The 16,616-nt window shown below is 74.8% G+C and carries 15 protein-coding genes; 9 read left to right on the forward strand and 6 right to left on the reverse strand.

The window, feature by feature from the left end; genetic code table 11:
* Positions 1–29: 29 nt before the first annotated feature.
* The 8 genes from AB0442_RS07250 to AB0442_RS07285 all read left to right on the forward strand — a co-directional run bounded on the left by AB0442_RS07250 (position 30) and on the right by AB0442_RS07285 (position 10,280).
* Positions 30–2,810: a BTAD domain-containing putative transcriptional regulator gene (locus AB0442_RS07250; protein WP_366161265.1), complete on the forward strand. Its 2,781-nt coding sequence runs from the start codon at positions 30–32 to the stop codon at positions 2,808–2,810.
* A gap of 89 nt (positions 2,811–2,899) precedes the next feature.
* Positions 2,900–4,009, forward strand: coding sequence for a tryptophan--tRNA ligase (trpS, locus tag AB0442_RS07255; RefSeq protein ID WP_344624802.1), 1,110 nt, complete (start codon positions 2,900–2,902; stop codon positions 4,007–4,009).
* Positions 4,010–4,410: 401 nt separating this feature from the next.
* Positions 4,411–6,282, forward strand: a complete 1,872-nt coding sequence (locus tag AB0442_RS07260; protein ID WP_366161267.1) for a RiPP maturation radical SAM C-methyltransferase — start codon at positions 4,411–4,413, stop codon at positions 6,280–6,282.
* Entirely contained in the window at positions 6,279–7,001 is a 723-nt protein-coding gene (locus AB0442_RS07265) for a DUF5825 family protein (RefSeq protein ID WP_366161269.1), read from the forward strand. The genes AB0442_RS07260 and AB0442_RS07265 overlap by 4 nt, the downstream gene beginning before the upstream one ends.
* Complete coding sequence (locus AB0442_RS07270; protein WP_366161271.1) at positions 6,998–7,657, forward strand: hypothetical protein; 660 nt, start codon at positions 6,998–7,000, stop codon at positions 7,655–7,657. Before AB0442_RS07265 ends, AB0442_RS07270 begins: the two co-directional genes overlap by 4 nt.
* 54 nt (positions 7,658–7,711) lie before the next feature.
* On the forward strand, positions 7,712–8,077 hold the full coding sequence (locus AB0442_RS07275; protein WP_363538641.1) for a MoaD/ThiS family protein: 366 nt from the start codon (positions 7,712–7,714) through the stop codon (positions 8,075–8,077).
* Complete coding sequence (locus AB0442_RS07280; protein WP_366161273.1) at positions 8,077–9,315, forward strand: cytochrome P450; 1,239 nt, start codon at positions 8,077–8,079, stop codon at positions 9,313–9,315. The genes AB0442_RS07275 and AB0442_RS07280 overlap by 1 nt, the downstream gene beginning before the upstream one ends.
* Positions 9,316–9,332: 17 nt before the next feature.
* Entirely contained in the window at positions 9,333–10,280 is a 948-nt protein-coding gene (locus AB0442_RS07285) for a 2-dehydropantoate 2-reductase (protein ID WP_366161275.1), read from the forward strand.
* A gap of 40 nt (positions 10,281–10,320) precedes the next feature.
* Here AB0442_RS07285 and AB0442_RS07290 read toward each other — a convergent pair whose 3' ends face one another.
* The 6 genes from AB0442_RS07290 to AB0442_RS07315 all read right to left on the reverse strand — a co-directional run bounded on the left by AB0442_RS07290 (position 10,321) and on the right by AB0442_RS07315 (position 14,233).
* Positions 10,321–11,316: a nitroreductase family protein gene (locus AB0442_RS07290; protein WP_366161277.1), complete on the reverse strand. Its 996-nt coding sequence runs from the start codon at positions 11,314–11,316 to the stop codon at positions 10,321–10,323.
* A gap of 40 nt (positions 11,317–11,356) precedes the next feature.
* Positions 11,357–11,653: an SHOCT domain-containing protein gene (locus AB0442_RS07295; protein ID WP_366161279.1), complete on the reverse strand. Its 297-nt coding sequence runs from the start codon at positions 11,651–11,653 to the stop codon at positions 11,357–11,359.
* Between the two features lie 134 nt (positions 11,654–11,787).
* The gene (locus AB0442_RS07300) at positions 11,788–12,300 is read right to left on the reverse strand and encodes a flavodoxin domain-containing protein (protein WP_366161281.1); all 513 of its coding nucleotides are present in this window, start codon (positions 12,298–12,300) and stop codon (positions 11,788–11,790) included.
* Between the two features lie 219 nt (positions 12,301–12,519).
* The gene (locus tag AB0442_RS07305; RefSeq protein ID WP_366161283.1) at positions 12,520–12,786 is read right to left on the reverse strand and encodes a hypothetical protein; all 267 of its coding nucleotides are present in this window, start codon (positions 12,784–12,786) and stop codon (positions 12,520–12,522) included.
* 126 nt (positions 12,787–12,912) lie between these two features.
* A complete protein-coding gene (locus AB0442_RS07310; protein WP_366161285.1) occupies positions 12,913–13,563 on the reverse strand; it encodes a beta-glucanase in 651 nt (216 codons plus the stop codon).
* Positions 13,564–13,627: 64 nt separating this feature from the next.
* Positions 13,628–14,233, reverse strand: coding sequence for a MarR family winged helix-turn-helix transcriptional regulator (locus AB0442_RS07315; RefSeq protein ID WP_366161287.1), 606 nt, complete (start codon positions 14,231–14,233; stop codon positions 13,628–13,630).
* 267 nt (positions 14,234–14,500) lie between these two features.
* On the opposite strand from AB0442_RS07315, the gene AB0442_RS07320 reads away from it, so the two are divergent.
* Entirely contained in the window at positions 14,501–16,606 is a 2,106-nt protein-coding gene (locus tag AB0442_RS07320; RefSeq protein ID WP_366161289.1) for an MMPL family transporter, read from the forward strand.
* The last annotated feature ends 10 nt before the right edge of the window (positions 16,607–16,616 follow it).

The following is a 16,616-nucleotide window of genomic DNA, read 5'->3' on the forward strand; positions in this document are numbered from 1 at the left end:
GCGCGGAGATGGTGCAGGGGGGCGCACACGTGCAGGTTCAGCTCCTTGGGCCGGTCAGGGTCCTGCAGGGCGCGGCCCGTCACGACGTGCCGACGGCGGGGCGGCGCGCGGTGCTCGGCCTGCTCGCCCTGGCGGCCGGCCGGCAGGTCTCCCGCACGGAGCTGGTGGACGCGCTGTGGTCCGACGGCCCGCCCAACTCCGCGGTCAACGTGATCCAGACCCATGTGAAGCACCTGCGGAAGCTGCTCGAACCCGAACGCGCGGCCCGCGCCCCGAGTTCGGTCCTGCTCTCGGTCGGCGACGGCTACCTGCTGCCCACCGAGGCCTGCGTCGTCGACGTCCGCGTCTTCCGCGACGTGCTCAACCGCGCCGCGGCGGCCCGGCAGGCGGGCGACCACGCGGGCGCCCTCGCCCTGTTCGACGCGGCGCTGGCGCTCTGGCGGGCCGACTCCCCGCTCGCCGACGTCCCCGCGCTGGCCGCCCATCCCGCGGTCCTGGCGCTGGTCGAGGAGCGGTTCACGGCGCTGGCCGCCAAGGGCGAGACGCTGCTGTCCGTCGGGGCGGCGGACGAAGCGGTGGCGGTCTTCGAACAGGTCGCCCACGCACGCCCGCTGGACGAGGCCGCGCTCGCCCGGCTGATCCGCGGCTACGACGCCGCCGGGCGGCGGGCCGCGGCCGTCGACGCCTACCACGAGGTGCGGCGCCGGCTCGCCGAGGAGCTCGGGATCGGCCCGGGCCCCGAACTCGCCGCCGCCTACCAGGTGCTGCTGGCGGACGACGCCTGGCACACCACCGCGCCCCCGAGGCGCCGGCCGGTGCCCGCGACCCTGCCCGGGGACGTGCCCGACTTCGTCGGACGGCAGCGCGAACTCTCCTGGCTCGGGCGGACCCTGTCCCGGCCGGTGGGCGCCGCGGTGCCCGTCGCGGTGGTCTCCGGCACGGCCGGCGTCGGCAAGACGGCGCTCGCCCTGCACTGGTCGCACCAGGTCCGCCCGCGCTTCCCCGACGGCCAGCTCTACGTCGACCTGCGGGGTTACGACCCGCAGCAGCCGCTGTCCGGCAGCGACGCGCTCGCCAGGCTGCTGTCCGCGATGGGCCTGCCCGCCCACGAGATCCCGCTGGACGAGGCCGACCGGGTGGCCCGGTACCGGACGGAGCTCAACGGGCAGCGCGTCCTCGTCCTGCTCGACAACGTCTCCTCGGTGGACCAGGTCCGGCCGCTGCTGCCCGGCACCGGGTCCTGCGCGGTGCTGGTGACCAGCCGCGACACCCTGGGCGAGCTGGTGGCCCGGCACGGCGCCCGGCGGCTCGACCTCGACCTGCTGCCGATGACCGACTCGCTCGACCTGCTGCGCAGGCTGATCGGCGACCGGCTCGACCGCGAGGCGGCGGTCGGCCAGGACCTCGCCGAGCAGTGCGTCGGGCTGCCGCTCGCCTTACGGGTGGCCGCCGAGCTCGCGGCCGCACAGCACACCACCCCGCTGCCGGACCTGGTGTCCGAACTGGCCGACCGCCGCAGGCGGCTCCACCTGCTGGACACGGTCGGCAACTCGGTCAGCGCGGTCTTCTCCTGGTCCTACCAGCACCTGCCGGCGACGGCGGCGCGCACCTTCCGGCTGCTCGGCCTGCAGTACGGGCCCCACGTGTCGCTGAGCGCGTCGGCCGCCCTCACCGGACGCGGCCCGGACGACACCCGGAGCGCCCTGACCGCGCTCAGCCGGGCCCACCTGGTCCACCCGCTCGGGCCCGACCGGTACGGCATGCACGACCTGCTGCGGGCCTACGCGACCACGCTCGCGCACGACCACGTCACCCCCGCCGACCGGACGGCCGCCCAGCGCCGGCTCGTCGACTACTACCTGCACACCGCGAGCGCCGCCTCCGTGCTACTGGGCCGTCACGAACCGATCGCCCTCCCGCCGCCCGCGCCCGACGTGCCGCCGGCGGCCTTCACCGACCTCGACGGCGCCTCGGCCTGGTTCGCCGCCGAGCACCAGTGCCTGCTCGCCGCGGTCGACGCGGCCCCCGACGGCCTGGTCGGCCCGCTCGCCCGGGCCGTGGCGACCTACCTGGAACAGCGCGGCCACTGGCCGGACTGGGTGACCACGCAGCACGCGGCGCTGGACGCGGCGCAGCGGCTGGACGACCGGCCGGGGATCGCCGCGGCGCTCGGCGAACTGGGCCGCGCCAATGCGAGGATGGGCCGCTACGACGAGGCGGACCGGCTGCTGCGCCGGGCCGTCCCGCTCTTCCAGGAGCTGGCCGACCCGCTCGGCGAGGCGCACTGCCACAACAGCCGGACCCTGGTGTTCGAGCGGCGGCACGACTTCGTCTCCGCCCTGGAGGAGGCCGCCTCCGCGCTGGCGAAGTACCGGGCGGCCGGCAACCTGACGGGGCAGGCCCGGGCGCTCAACAACATGGGCTGGTGCAACACCCGGCTCGGCCGGTACCAGGCGGCCCGCCGGTGCTGCGAGCAGGCGCTCGCGCTGCAGCGGGAGACGGGTGACCGCAACGGCGAGAGCGCCACCCTCGACACCCTCGGCCTGGTGCACCACCGGGTCGGCGACCACCACGAGGCCATCGCCTGCTACGAGCAGGCGCTGCAGATCTACCGGGAGTTCGGCGACCGCTTCAACGAGGCCTCCCTGCTCACCCACCTGGGTGACTCGGCGGACGCCGCGGGCGACCCGGAGGCCGCGCGGGAGGCGAGGAGGAGCGCCCGCGAGATCCTCGCGGAGTTCGACCGCACGGCCGGTGCGGACGGGGGACGACACCCCGGAGCAGGCCCTTCCTCCGGTTCCGCCGGGTGACCTGATGCACCCTCATGTCGTAAGGCTCGCTTTTGTGTTGTGGAAGTGACATGTCATCCTGACGGCAGGAACGACCTTCCAGGAGACTCGTGAACACCACACCCACCACCGCGGATCCCGACACCGCCGCCGGTCCCGCCGTCGACGCGCTCGGGACGTCCGCCGCGCAGGTCCGCAGCGCGGCACTCGAGGAGCTGATCCTCAAGGACCCGGGGCAGTTCCGGATCCTCACGGGCGACCGGCCGACCGGCCGCCTGCACCTGGGGCACTACTTCGGCACGCTCCACAACCGCGTGCGGCTCCAGGACCTCGGCGTGGAGATGTTCGTGATCATTCCGGACTACCAGGTCCTGACCGATCGCGACGTCGCCGACAACCTGACCTGGCACGTCGAGGAACTGGTGCTGGACTACCTCGCCATCGGCGTGGACCCGGCCCGCAGCACCGTCTTCACGCACAGCGCGCTGCCCTCCCTGAACCAGCTGATGCTGCCCTTCCTCAGCCTGGTCTCGGTCGCCGAGCTGAACCGCAACCCCACGGTCAAGGACGAGATCGCGCACTCGCGGCAGTCCGCCGTCAGCGGCCTGATGCTCACCTATCCCGTCCACCAGGCCGCGGACATCCTGTCCTGCAAGGCCAACCTCGTCCCGGTCGGCCAGGACCAGCTGCCGCACCTGGAGCTCACCCGGACGATCGCCCGCCGCTTCAACGACCGGTACGGCAACGGCACCGCCGTGTTCCCGCAGCCGGAGGCCCTGCTGTCGAGCGCGCCGCTGCTGCTCGGCACGGACGGCACCAAGATGAGCAAGAGCCGGGGCAACGCCATCGCCCTGGCCGCGACCGCCGACGAGACCGCCCGGCTGCTCAAGGGGGCGAAGACCGACGCCGAACGCCACATCACCTACGACCCGGTCGACCGTCCCGAGGTCTCGTCCCTGCTGCTGCTCGCGGCGCTCTGCCAGGGCCGGACGCCGCAGGAGGTGGCCTCCGACATCGGCGCAGCCGGGGCCGCCGCGCTGAAGAAGACGGTGACCGAGGCGGTCAACGAGTACCTGGCGCCGATCCGGGCCCGCCGCGCCGAGTACGCGGACGACCGCGCCCACCTGCGGCGGACGCTGCGCGAGGGCAACGAGCGCGCCCGGGCGGTGGCCGACGCCACCCTCGCCGAGGTGCGCGCCGCCATGAACAGCCACTACTGACTACGACCGACCTCCGACCGCACGGGCACGGCCTCCCACCACGACGGAGGCCGTGCCTTCGCTATCTGCACACCCGACTCGAACTCCGGTGCTACACACACGGTCTGAGCATGCATCAGCACTTGCGCATCACCGGCGCCGATCGCTCCGTCCGGTCCCACGGATCCTCTGGTAAAAGTCGCCGGCTTCTGGTTAGCATGCAGAAGGCAGGTTGACGCGCGGACGACAAGTGGAGTCCGGGTTCGCAGCCCCCGTCGACCCGCCCGCCGGAGCAGGTGCGGCGCGCCGTGCGGTCGCAGCCGCCGGGCCGGGAGACCGGGCTCGGAATTCCCGTGCCGTGCGCCCCTTTCTGCATCCCTGTGCGTCTTCCCCTACAGACCTCCTAGGGCAGGCATCCCTTGATGAAGCTCCTGATGGTAGCCATGCCGTGGCAAGGACTCGACACTCCGTCGAGTGCGCTGGGAATACTCGGGCCGAGCGTCCGGAAGAACGCCGCGCACTGGACCGTCGACGAGTTGTACGCCAACATGCGGTGGGCCGAGCACCTGATGCGCGAGAGCGGCGGCGCCATATCCGCGGAGGATTACGGCGAGGTCGCCGTCCAGGTCTTCCACGGCGTGGGCGACTGGGTGTTCACCCCGGCGCTGTACGACACCGACGGCTACCGGGTCGACGAATTCTCCGCGTTCCTGCGCAGCCGCGGGATCGATCCGCGGATTCCCGTCGAGATGCAGAGGCACGCCCGCGGATTCGTCCGCGACCTCGCGGCCGAGATCGCCGCCGACCCGCCGGACCTGGTCGGGTTCACCAGCACCTTCATGCAGAACGTGCCGTCCCTCGCGCTCGCCAAGGAGCTGAAGCGGCTCGTCCCGGGCATCCGGACGGTCCTCGGCGGCAGCAACTGCGACGGCCCGCAGGGGCCGACCCTGCACCGCAACTTCGAGCAGTTCGACTTCGTGGTCAGCGGCGAGGGCGAACGCGCACTGCCCGCGCTCCTCAACCGCATCGCGCAGGGCGGGTCCTTCGCCGACGTGCCGGGCCTCAGCTGGCGCGACGACCGGGGCGAGGCGGTCGCGAACCCGCCGGCCGCCGCGGCGCTGCCCTTCGCCGCGGTTCCCGCGCCCGACTACGACAGCTACTTCCGCTCGCTCGGGGAGTCCCCCGTCCGGCACCGCGTCCGTCCGATGCTGGTCCTGGAGACCTCCCGCGGGTGCTGGTGGGGCGAGCGCCACCAGTGCACGTTCTGCGGCCTCAACGGGTCCGCCATCGACTTCCGGAGCAAGGCGCCCGGGCGCATCGCGCAGGAGGTCAGGGACCTCGCCGAACGCCACCGGGTCCTCGACCTGGTCATGGTGGACAACATCCTCGACATGAAGTACCTCGACACGGTGATGCCCGAAATGGCCGCCCTCGACTGCGATCTGCGGATCCATTACGAGATCAAGTCGAACCTGACGCGGGAGCAGTTGCGCAGCCTGCGCGAGGCGAACGTGCTCTACGTCCAGCCCGGCATCGAGGGACTGAGCGACCACGTCCTGCGCCTCATGGACAAGGGGGTCAGCGCCGCGCACAACGTGCGGATGCTGCGTGACGGCGAGGACCTCGGACTCAACGTCACCTGGAACATCCTCTACGGATTCCCGGGCGAGACCGAGGAGGACTACCGCGGACTCCTCGGGAAGCTCTCCGCACTCGAACACCTGCAGCCGCCGACCGGTGCCTGGCGCATAGCGCTCGAACGGTTCAGTCCGTACTTCGAGGAGCCGTCGCTGGGGTTCGCCGTCCGCCGCCCGGCCGAGATCTACGACCACATCTACCGATTGCCGCCGGACGAGCTGTACGACCTCGTCTACCTCTTCGACACCCCCGACCGGGGAATCTCCGGCCCGATCGAGGACGAACTCAAGAAGGCGGTCGACGCCTGGGCCGGGGCCTACGCACGGAGCAGCCTCTCGTACTGGACGGACGACGGGGGCCGGGTGACCGTCGAGGACCGCCGGGCGAGCTGGCCCCAGGAGGTGATCGAGCTGGACGACCGCGGGAGCAACGTGTACCTGGGCATGTTCCAGGGCGCCGGACGGGCGGGCGTCCGCCGGCGGCTCGCCGAGGGCGGATTCGCCGTCACCGAGGAGGAACTCGACCGGGTGCTGCGGTACTTCGTCGACCGCGGTCTGGCCTTCGAGGACGGGGGCCGCTACGTGGCCGTCGCGCTGGAGGTCGACCCGTACCGCCGCAAGCTCGTCGACGGCCGGGAGGTGTCGGCGTCCCGATGAGCGTGCTGATGGACATCGGTGAACTCAGGGCCCGGGCCTCGGACGACGGGCACCTGCCGGGCGGCGGCCGGCCCGCGGCCGCGACGCTGACCCTCGGGGCTGCGGGGGACGGCCTTCCGACGGCCGCCGAACTGGCGGCGCTGCTGACCCGGGTGCCCGTCGCCGGGGTACGGCTGGCGGAGGCGGCCGACCTCACGGCGCTCCCCGACCGGGCGGTCGTGCGGACGGTCGCGCTGATCCGCGAGTGCGCCTCGATCGGCGTCCGCGTCACCTGGTCGCTCGTGCTGGGCGCGCACCAGCTCGGCCTGGTCCCCCACCTCGACCACCTGCCGGCGCCGGAGGCGGTCACGGTGCTCGGGGACGGCAGCGCGTCCCCGGGCGAGTGGCGCTCCGCCGGCAGCTTCGGCCTCCTCTACTTCCGCAGGGGGCCGGGCTTCCTGTCGGTCGTCGACCGCCGGCCGGGGTCCGCCGGGCGGGCCGTCCTCGACGACCCCGTCACGGTGGACGTCTTCACCCGGTGCCTGGGCGGCCGTGCGCGGGCCGACCTGACCGGGGAGCAGCGGCGCGCCGCGGAGCGCCTGGTGGACGCGGGCCTGCTCCTGCGCCTCGGCGAGCACTGCGTGACCCTGCCGGTGCACATGCGCAGCTGGCCGCTGGGCGCCGCCCTGCTGGGCGGCACCCTGGCCTCGGCCGGCAAGAAGCCGGAGGAGGGCAGTTGACCGACGACGCCACCGCACCGCTCGGGGAGCTGCCCCGACTCGTCCGCTTCGAGCACGAACCCGCCCTGCGCTTCCTCGAACACGCCGTCGGCGAGTACCGGAAGTGCCTGGACAGCCGCGGCGCCGACGGCACGCCGAGCCACCTCCCGCGCGCCTCCGGCCTGCTGTTCGGCCGTGTCGACGACCTCGGGATCACCGTCCGCGACGTCGAGTTCGTCCCGAACGTCCGCGACAGCGACGAGGCCGTGATGGCCGAGTTCGAGACGACCATCGCGCCCCGGTTCGGCGAGGTGTACCGCAATCCCGGCCGGGGGTTCTGGAGCGACGAGGGCGCCGTGCTCCGGGCGGTCCAACGGCAGGCGGCGGCCGGCCTGGAGCCGATGGGCTCCGTCCACTCGCATCCGGACTGGCACGAGATCGGCCCGCCGCACGAACGGCGCCAGCGGCTCAGCGAGAACCCGACGCCGATGGACGAGTACCTCTTCCGCCAGTCGTGCTGGCCGGTGAACGTGATCTGGTACGTCCACACCGCCGACGACGGCGGCCTGGCGCACCGGGTGGCGGGCTGGCGGCCCGGCCCGGAGCGCTGCGAAGCGCTCCGCCTCCGGCTCCCGCCGGACCTCTGCGCCGAGTTCGGCGTGCAGTCCTCCCACTGACCGTCCCGTTCCGGCCCCGGGGCCGGCGGGCCCGCATCCCAGGAGAGCAGTCGCATGCCCGAAACCGCACAGCGCGTCGGCCGGGGTCTTCCGGCGCCGGCCGTGACCGTCCGGCTTCCCGCCGCCTTCCACGCCCTGACCGGCGGGCGGCGGCAGGTCCCGGGCGGTGGCGGGAACATCCGGGAGGTGCTCCGCGCACTCGACCGGGACTGTCCCGGCACCCTCGAACGCATCGTGGACGTGGAAGGGGCCGTGAAGCGCTACGTGAACATCTACCAGAACGACACCGACATCCGGAGCCTCGACGGTCTGGAGACGGAAGTGACGGACCGTGACGTGATCTGGATCATCCCCGCCGTCGCGGGCGGCAGCGGCGCCCCCGCCGGCGCCGGGGCCCGGCGCACCCCCGGGAGCCGCTGATGTCGGACGTGCTCCCCCCGCGGTTCTTCACCGATCCCGGGCCGTCGCCGCACGCGGCGACCGCGGAACTGCGCGCCGCGTGCCCGGTCCACCGGATCGACTACCCGCCGGGCGCCGAGGCGTTCGCGGTCCTCGGCCACCGGGAGGTCGTGGCGGCGTTCGGCGACCCCCGGCTGTCCAAGCAGGCCGAGAACCTGCCCGAGCGGTACCGGGACAGGGCGGCGAAGAGCCTCCTCATGGTCCGCAACCTGGGGTTCGCCGATCCGCCCGAGCACACCAGGCTGCGCCGGCCCATCAGCCGGGCGTTCCTGCCCGCCCGGATCGCCGGCCTGCGTCCGCGCATCCAGGAGATCGTCGACGACCTGGTCGACGCCCTGCCGGAGTCCGGCCGGACCGACCTGATGGACGCCTTCGCCCTGCCGCTGCCGCTCACCGTGATCTGCGAGTACCTGGGGGTGCCGGTCGAGGACCGCCCGCTGTTCCAGCAGTGGGGCTACGTCCTCAGCCAGGACCCGTTCCAGCACGCGGAGGCGGAGCTGAGGGCCGCGACCGACGCGTTCACCGACTACTTCGGCCACCTGGTGGCCGAGCGGCGCAAGGACCTGCGCGACGACCTGCTGAGCGACCTCGTCCGGGGCCGCGACGAGGGCGTGTTCAGCGACCGGGAGCTGTACTCGACGATCCTCCTGCTGCTCATCGCGGGCCACAAGACGGTGGCCAACATGCTGGGCAACGGGACGGCGCTGCTGCTCGGCCGGCCCGACCAGCTCGCGGTGCTCCGCGCCGCCCCCGAACTGGTGCCCTCGGCCGTGGAGGAGATCCTGCGCTACGAGGGGTCGGCCTCCTGGGCCTCGCTGCGGATCGCCGCGTCCGACCTGCGGCTCGGCGGCGTGGACATCCCCGAGGGGAGCTTCGTGCACCTCTCGCTGGCCGCCGCCGGCCACGACCCGGAGGTCCACGAGGACCCGGAGCGCTTCGACGTCACCCGCTCGCCCAACCACCACCTGGCCTTCGGCCACGGGCCGCACTTCTGCGTGGGTGCCCCGCTCGGCCGGCTCCAGGGCGAGATCGCCTTCACGACCCTGCTGCGCCGACTGCCGCAGCTGGAGCTCGCGGTGGCGCCGGAGGAGATCGCCTGGCTCGCCGACAGCTCGCTCAGCCGGGGCCTGGAGGCCCTGCCGGTCCTGGTCGGGAAGCGGCTGCCGCGGCAGGGTCCCCGGGAAGCGGGGCAGCGATGACCGGGACGGCGGGCGGTATGCGCGTCGCCGTGGTGGGGGCCGGCGCGGTGGGCGGCTACGTCGGCGGCATGCTCGCCGCCGCGGGAGGCGACGTGCGCTTCCTGGCCCGCGGCGAGACCCTCGCCGCGCTCCGCCGGGACGGGCTGCGCATCACCGGCGGCCCGGGCGGCCCGTCCGCCGACCGCCACGTGCCCGCCGTGCGGGCCTCGGCCGACCCGGCGGAGCTCGGCGAGGTCGACGCCGTCCTGCTGTGCGTCAAGACTCCGCAGCTGACCGCGGCCGCCCGCGCACTCGCCCCGCTGCTCGGGGAGGACACCGCCGTGGTCACCGTGCAGAACGGGGTGGAGGCGCCCGAGCAGGTGGCGTCCGTCCTCGGCCGTGACCGGGTGCTGCCCGGACTGGCCAGGGTCGTCGCCGTGCCGGTCCGTCCCGGCGTGGTGCGGCACCTGGGACCTCCCGGCGCGCTGGGGTTCACCGAGTGGGACGGCGGCGTCTCGGAGCGGGTGCTGCGGCTGCGCGAGGCGCTGCGCGCCGCCGCGCTGACGGCGGCGGAGCCGGCCGACGTCTGGGCCGAGCTGTGGGCGAAGTTCCTGGTGGTGGTGCCGGTCGGCGGTCTCGGCGCCGCCACGGGCGGGGCGACCGTCGGCGAGCTCCGCTCGCGCGCCGGCACCCGGCGGCTGCTGGTCGCGGCCATGCGGGAGATCCACGGGACGGCTGTCCGGCTCGGGATCGGCCTGCCGGAGGACGCCGTCGACACCGCCGTCGGACTGGTGGACCGGCAGGCCCCGGACGCGACCTCCTCGCTGCAGCGGGACGTCCTGGCGGGCCGGCCCTCGGAGCTCGACGCCTGGACGGGGGCCGCCGTCCGGCTCGCCGCCCGGGCCGGGCACCGCGCGCCCGTCCTGGAGCTGCTCCACGAACTGCTCGCCGCCCGCGAGGCGCTGGCGGTCGGAGCGCCGCACTGAGGCGTGCCCGTGCCGGGGCGTGCCCGTGCCGGTGCGGGCCTCAGAGCGGTGCCGGGCCGGCGTCCACGACCTCGGCGAGCGGCCGCCGCGGAGTGGGCGCGCCCTCCGGCCCGTGGCCGAGCCGGATCAGCAGGTGGACGTGGTACGGGCCCTGCCGGGCGTCGCGGGCCTCGTCCCGCAGGCCCGGCCACTCCATCGCCTGGTGCAGCAGCGAGGCGCGCAGCCCGTGCGCGGTGGCGAGCAGCAGGACGTGCTGCAGCGCGAGTCCCGCGGTCAGCCAGTCCTCGGGGTGGTCCCCGTGGGTGGCCAGGACGGCGATGCACGGGTCGGCCTCGAAGGGCGCGGGCGGCAGGTGTTCGGCCGGGTGGATGGCGGAGAAGTCCCGCATCGGCAGGTGCCCGCCGGCGTCCTGCGGGCCGAGGACGGCCGCGGGGAGTCCGTCGGCGTCGGGGTCGGGCAGGGGGCGGACCCAGCTGCGGCTCTCCGCGCGGCGGCCCGGGTCGGTGGTGGTGCGGCGCTCGGCCTCGGCGGTCAGCCGCAGCAGGCGGTCGCGCTCGGCGCGGTCGGGCAGCAGCAGGAGGGCTCCCTCGCCGTGGGCCGCCCGGGCGAGCAGGTCGAGCACGGCGGGCGGCACGGGGCGGCCGTCGAAGGGCGCGCGGACGCTGTGCCGGCGCCAGATCGCGTCGTACAGCTCGGTGGTCCCGGGCAGGTCGACCGGGGAGGGCTCGTCGAGGTCGACCGCGGCGAGCAGTCCGGGCTCGGTGGAGTCGGGCAGCAGCCGGACCCGGGGCGCCCAGCCGAGGTGGCGGGCGGCGGTGCGCAGGTTGAACACGGCGGCGCCGACCGAGATGTGCAGCGCGCGGCCCCCGGGGTCGGCGATCGGCAGACCGCGTTCCGGGGCGGCGTGCACCTCCAGGGTGGAGGTCTCGGGGCGCAGCCGGAAGCGCCACGGCTGGCTGTTGTGGACGGACGGCGCGGCGACGGCGGCGGAGATGAGCTTCTCGAGCGCGGCGGCGTCCAGTGCCTCGGTGCGCATGGCGGCCTCCTGGGGGTGGGATCGGCGGGTCCGGCGGCGGTCAGCCGCTGCCGGGTCCGCCTGCGGTGCGGAGCGTCTCCAGCCGGTGCCGGTACTCCTCGGCGTCGATCTCGCCGCGGGCGAAGCGTTCGGCGAGCAGCTGCTCGGGGTCGGTACGGGGCCGTCCGGGGTCCGCGGGCGGCGGGGCGGGCGGGCCGGGGGGCGGTGGTCCGGTGCGGCCCAGGTGGCGGACCAGGACCACGATGCCGAGGACGAGCAGGGCCCAGAAGAGCACCATGCCGACGGTCATGAAGCCGAAGCCCCAGCCGTTCATGCCATGGCCGTTCCAGTACGTCATCACGGCCTCCTCCGCCGGTCGCGGACGGATCGCGGGCGGATCGCCCACCACCATCGTGCGCGGCCGGGGCGGCCGGACGCTTGGGCCGATCGGCCCGGGCCGGGGCCCCGCAGGTCCCGACCCGCGGGCCGGTCTCAGGCCGCTCCGCGGAGTTCCCCGGCGACCCGGTGGGTCCAGGCCCGGATCTGCTCGGCGTTGCGGTAGTCGCCGCTGGTGCCGCGGCGGACCATGAGGCGGGCGAACAGGCCGGGGGTGTCGGAGGTGACCCGGCCGCCGAAGGTGACGTGGCCGCGGGCGTGCAGGCGTTCCATCTCGCGGGCGGCACCGGGGACGGGCAGCAGGTCCTCCTGCTCGGCGGAGCCGTCGACCGGGCCGCTGCTGAACAGCCAGACCGGCCGCTCGGTGAGGGCCTCGGCGTTGCGGTGGGCGCAGCGCAGCGCGTCGCGGTGCCAGTGGCCGGCGTAGAGCGAGCCGCCGAGGATGACGGCGTCGTACCCGGAGACGTCGCGGACCTCGCCGGCCGGGAGGACGGCGGCGTCGAAGCCGTCCTGCCGGAGGGTGAGTCCGATCTCGGCGGCGATCCCGGCGGTGGCGCCGTGCTTGCTGCCGTAGGCCACCAGGACTCTCCTGGTCTTCGTCGCGGTCATCACGTCCTCCCGTCGCCGGCCGGCCGCCGCCCGGCGGGTGTCCCCGCAGGGTGCGGCCGTCCCTTCCAGGGTGGGCCACCGGCGCCGAGGCGGCCAGGTACGGCCGTTCGGGTGATGGCCGGGAACGGGCGGGGGCGGGCCGACGGAGTGTCAGCGGCCCCCGCCCGGCGGGGCGGAGGGCCGGGTGCGGTGCCCCGGGGTGCCCGGGGCCGGAGCGGTTCAGCCGTTGATGGGCCGGGGGTCGTTGACGATGTTCCCGTCGGTGCAGCTGTTGGCGGTGGTGCCCGTCCAGGCCCCGCCGACGGGGACGACGGCGAGTTCCTGGAGACAGACCGCGACGGCGGAGAAGTTCCAGTTCTCGGCGGCGTTGATCGCCCCGACGAGGCTGTCGGTGGTGTCGGCGGCCGCGGGGGCGGCCGGGGCGAGGACGGCGGCCGGGGCGAGGAGGGCGGCGGTGAGGGCCGCGGAGGTGAAGGTCTTCTTCATGCCCGGCCCAACGGCCGGCGGGCGCCGTGGTCACTCGCGGCGGGTGCCGCTCGCCCGGTCGGCGGGCGGTGGTGGTCCGTTCGGCCGCGCCGGTGCGGCTCGGCCGGGGGCGGGCGGGGCGTGCGGTCAGCGTTCGACGACCAGGCTGTGGCAGGTCCAGCTGAGCCGGGAGGGGCCGCCGACGGGCGGGCACGGGTGGTAGGTGCCGTCGGAGACGGAGAGGTTGACGATCAGGTGGGCGTGCCAGGTGGAGCCCACGCCCCGGCGGTCGGAGTAGACGGCGGCACCGTTGGCGTACCAGTCGACGGAGGTGCGGCCGAAGACGGTGCGGAGCTCGACGGTGGCGCCGGGGGCTATGCCGGCCGCTCCGCCGTGCCAGTAGCGGTAGCCGCCGCGGACGTGGTTGGAGACCTCCAGCAGGTCGGGGTTGTCGGGGTGGTACTCGAAGACGTCGATCTCGTTGCCGCCGTCCCGCCAGGTCCAGATGGCCGGCCAGGCGCCGAGGGCGGTGGGCAGGGTGACCCGGGCGAGCATCACGTCGCCGGGCCGCAGCTGGAAGCCGTCCGGGCTGCCCTCGGTGGTGAGCAGGTTGCAGTTCCACAGGTCGCTGCCGGGCCGGCGGGTCGCGGCGAAGACGCCGCCGGGGCAGTAGGCGGGGACGAGGTGGTCGAGCTTGTGGTCGCTCCTGTTGGTGGGCCCCATCCGGGGGTAGGCGCTGCTGCGCCCCGCCACCCACTGCCGTGTCGACGTGAAGTCCGCGCTGAAGACCGTTGCCATCGCCGCCTCCCGGTGTGCCGGTCCGCCGCGTTTTGGGCGGACGCCGTCAATCACTGGGAGTGCATTACCCGTTACGGTTCGTCATATGCGAACTCGGAGGTTCCGAATCCGGACCGGTCCGCGCCCCGCCGCGGGAGTCCTGGACGCCCCGCGCGTCCTGCGTGTCCTGCGCGTCTTCGCGGCGGGCGCGGCGCAGTTCCTCCAGGCCGGTGGTCATCCGGCCGAGGAAACGGGCGACGGTGCGCAGTTCGTCCGGGCTGAACCCGGCGGCGACCTCGTCGGTGCAGGCGGCGACGGGGGCGAACCAGGCGGCGGCCATCCGGCTCGCACCGGGGTTGTAGTGCACCTGGACCTGGCGGCGGTCGGCGGCGTCGCGGCTGCGGTGGATGTGGCCGGCGCGCTCCAGCCGGTCGAGCACGGCGGTCACCGCGCCGGAGGTGAGGGCGAGCTCCTCGCGCAGCCGGCTCGGGGTGACCGGGCCGGGGGTGACGCCGGTGGAGCCGCGCATGATCGCGAGCAGCGCCTGGACGTCGGTGGCGTGCAGGCCCTGCGCGGCGGCGAAGTCGTGGCCGAGCAGGTTCATCTCCGAGGCGAGCCCTTGCAGGAGGTTGCCGAAGGCCCTGCTGTCGGGCGGCCGGGGCGCCTCGGCGGTCGGCTCCTGGTCGGACAAGGGTCACCTCTCGGTCGGTCGACGGCCGGCGGACGGACCGCTCGGGCTCGGGCGGCCACCAGCCTAGGGGGTGCTCCGCCGCTCACGCCGGGGCCCATACCCCGACCCCCGCCCTCGCGCTCCAATCCGATCCGCGGGGCCCTTCGAAGAGACGGGGCACCTCGTCCGATTATCTCAATGGTCAAGTCTTTCGATGATTGAGATATCATCGCGCCGACCGTCGACCGATCCGTCGACCGATCCGTCGACCCATCCGGAGGACCCGCCGTGCCACCTCGCCGTATCCGGTTCCTGATCCCGCTGGCCCTCGTGCTCGCCTGGCTCGCCCTGGGCGGCGCCTTCGGCTCCTTCGCGGGCCGCCTCACCGAGGTGTCCACCAACGACCGGGCCGCCTTCCTGCCGCAGAGCGCCGAGTCCACCCGGGTCGCCGCCCTGGAGAAGGGCTTCCAGGCCCAGGGCAGCCTCCCGGTGATCGTCGTCTGGGAGGCGCGCGACAGCTCGGTCACCGCCGAGCAGCGCACCGCCGCCGACCGGGCGCTGCGCGCCGCCGCCACGGTGCCGGGCGCCACCGGCCAGGTCTCCCCCGCCCTGCCCTCGAAGGACGGACGCGCCCTGCAGGGCGTGGTGGCGCTCCGCTCCGACCTCGGCCGGCAGACCGTGGACAGCGTCGACGCCGTCCGCGAACGGGTCTCCCCGGTGCCCGGCACCACCGTCGCGCTGGCCGGCCCGGCCGCCATCGCCGCCGACCTCGGCGGCGCCTTCGCCGGCATCGACGGCCTGCTGCTGGGCGTGGCCCTCGGCGTGGTGCTGGTGATCCTGCTCGCCGTCTACCGCAGCCTGCTGCTGCCGCTGCTGGTGATCGTCGGCGCGGTCCTCGCCCTCGGCGTCGCCTGCGCCCTGGTGTACGTGCTGGCGCAGCACGGCGTCGTCCGGGTGGACGGGCAGATCCAGGGCCTGCTGTCGATCCTGGTGATCGGCGCCGCGACCGACTACGCGCTGCTGCTCTCCGCCCGGTTCCGCGAGGAGCTCCCGCTGCACGCGGACCGGTTCGCGGCCATGCGGACGGCCTGGCGGCGCTCGGCCGAGCCGATCGTCGCCTCCGGGCTGACCGTGGCCCTGGGCCTGCTGGTGCTGCTGCTCTCCGACCTGACGAACAACCGGGCGCTCGGCCCGGTCGGCGCGATCGGCATCGGCTGCGCGGTGGTGTCGGCGCTGACCTTCCTGCCGGCCGCCCTGGTGCTCTGCGGCCGCGCCGCCTACTGGCCGGCCCGCCCGCCGGCGGACGGCAGCGCCCCGGTGCACGGCGTCTGGCGGCGGGTGGCCGCCCTGGTCGGGCGGCGGCCCCGGGCCGTCTGGGCCTCGGCCCTGGCCGCGCTGCTGGCCTGCGCGGCCTTCGCGCCCGCGCTGGACGCCCGCGGCGTCGCCCAGACCGACCTGTTCGTCAAGGAGCAGCCCAGCGTGGTCGCGCAGCGGGTGCTCTCCGCGCACTTCCCCGGCGGCTCCGGCAACCCCGCGGTGATCGTCGCGAAGGCCGACCGGGCGGACGCGGTCGCGGCCGCCGCCCGCGCGGTGCCCGGGGTGAGCGCGGTCGCCGCCTTCACCGGCGGAGCACCCGGCGGCCCGGCCAAGGCGGTCGACGGCCTCGTCCGGCTGGACGCCACGCTCGCCGACCCGGCGGACGGCGACGCCGCGGTCGCCACCGTGCTGCGGCTGCGCACCGCGGTGCACGCGGTGGACGGCGCCGACGCCCTGGTCGGCGGCTACACCGCCCAGCAGGAGGACACCCGGGCGACGGCCTCCCGGGACCGCACGGTGATCGTGCCGGTGGTGCTGGTCTGCATCCTGCTGGTCCTGATCGTGCTGCTGCGCTCGCTGGTGGCGCCGCTGCTGCTGGCGGCGACCGTCGCGCTCTCCTACCTGGCGGTGCTCGGGGTCTGTGCGGTCGTCTTCCCGCACGTGTTCGGCTTCCCGGCCACCGACCCGTCCGTCCCGCTGTACGGCTACGTGTTCCTGGTCGCGCTGGGCGTGGACTACAACATCTTCCTGATGACCCGCGCCCGCGAGGAGTCGCTGCACCGCGGCACCCGGGAGGGCGTGCTGCGGGCGCTCACCGCGACCGGCGGGGTGATCACCTCGGCCGGCGTGGTGCTGGCCGCGACCTTCGCCGCGCTCGGGGTGATCCCGCTGGCCTTCCTGGTGCAGATCGCCTTCATCGTCGCCTTCGGCGTCCTGCTGGACACCCTGCTGGTCCGCTCGCTGCTCGTCCCGGCACTCGTCCACGACCTCGGGCCGCGCGCCTGGTGGCCGGCCCGGATCGACCCGTCGGACAGCCCGGCCGAGCCGGTCGGCGAGCAGGTGCCGGCGGCCCGCTGAGCGGGGCACC

The sequence above is a fragment of the Kitasatospora sp. NPDC085895 genome (genome assembly GCF_040702125.1).
Classification (GTDB): domain Bacteria; phylum Actinomycetota; class Actinomycetes; order Streptomycetales; family Streptomycetaceae; genus Kitasatospora; species Kitasatospora arboriphila.

Coding starts and splice junctions, on each gene's coding strand:
- AB0442_RS07260 (WP_366161267.1), top strand. CDS start 4,411: ATGAAGCTCCTGATGGTAGCCATGCCGTGGCAAGGACTCGACACTCCG.
- AB0442_RS07265 (WP_366161269.1), top strand. CDS start 6,279: ATGAGCGTGCTGATGGACATCGGTGAACTCAGGGCCCGGGCCTCGGAC.
- AB0442_RS07275 (WP_363538641.1), top strand. CDS start 7,712: ATGCCCGAAACCGCACAGCGCGTCGGCCGGGGTCTTCCGGCGCCGGCC.
- AB0442_RS07280 (WP_366161273.1), top strand. CDS start 8,077: ATGTCGGACGTGCTCCCCCCGCGGTTCTTCACCGATCCCGGGCCGTCG.
- AB0442_RS07285 (WP_366161275.1), top strand. CDS start 9,333: ATGCGCGTCGCCGTGGTGGGGGCCGGCGCGGTGGGCGGCTACGTCGGC.
- AB0442_RS07290 (WP_366161277.1), bottom strand. CDS start 11,316: ATGCGCACCGAGGCACTGGACGCCGCCGCGCTCGAGAAGCTCATCTCC.
- AB0442_RS07295 (WP_366161279.1), bottom strand. CDS start 11,653: ATGACGTACTGGAACGGCCATGGCATGAACGGCTGGGGCTTCGGCTTC.
- AB0442_RS07300 (WP_366161281.1), bottom strand. CDS start 12,300: ATGACCGCGACGAAGACCAGGAGAGTCCTGGTGGCCTACGGCAGCAAG.
- AB0442_RS07305 (WP_366161283.1), bottom strand. CDS start 12,786: ATGAAGAAGACCTTCACCTCCGCGGCCCTCACCGCCGCCCTCCTCGCC.
- AB0442_RS07310 (WP_366161285.1), bottom strand. CDS start 13,563: ATGGCAACGGTCTTCAGCGCGGACTTCACGTCGACACGGCAGTGGGTG.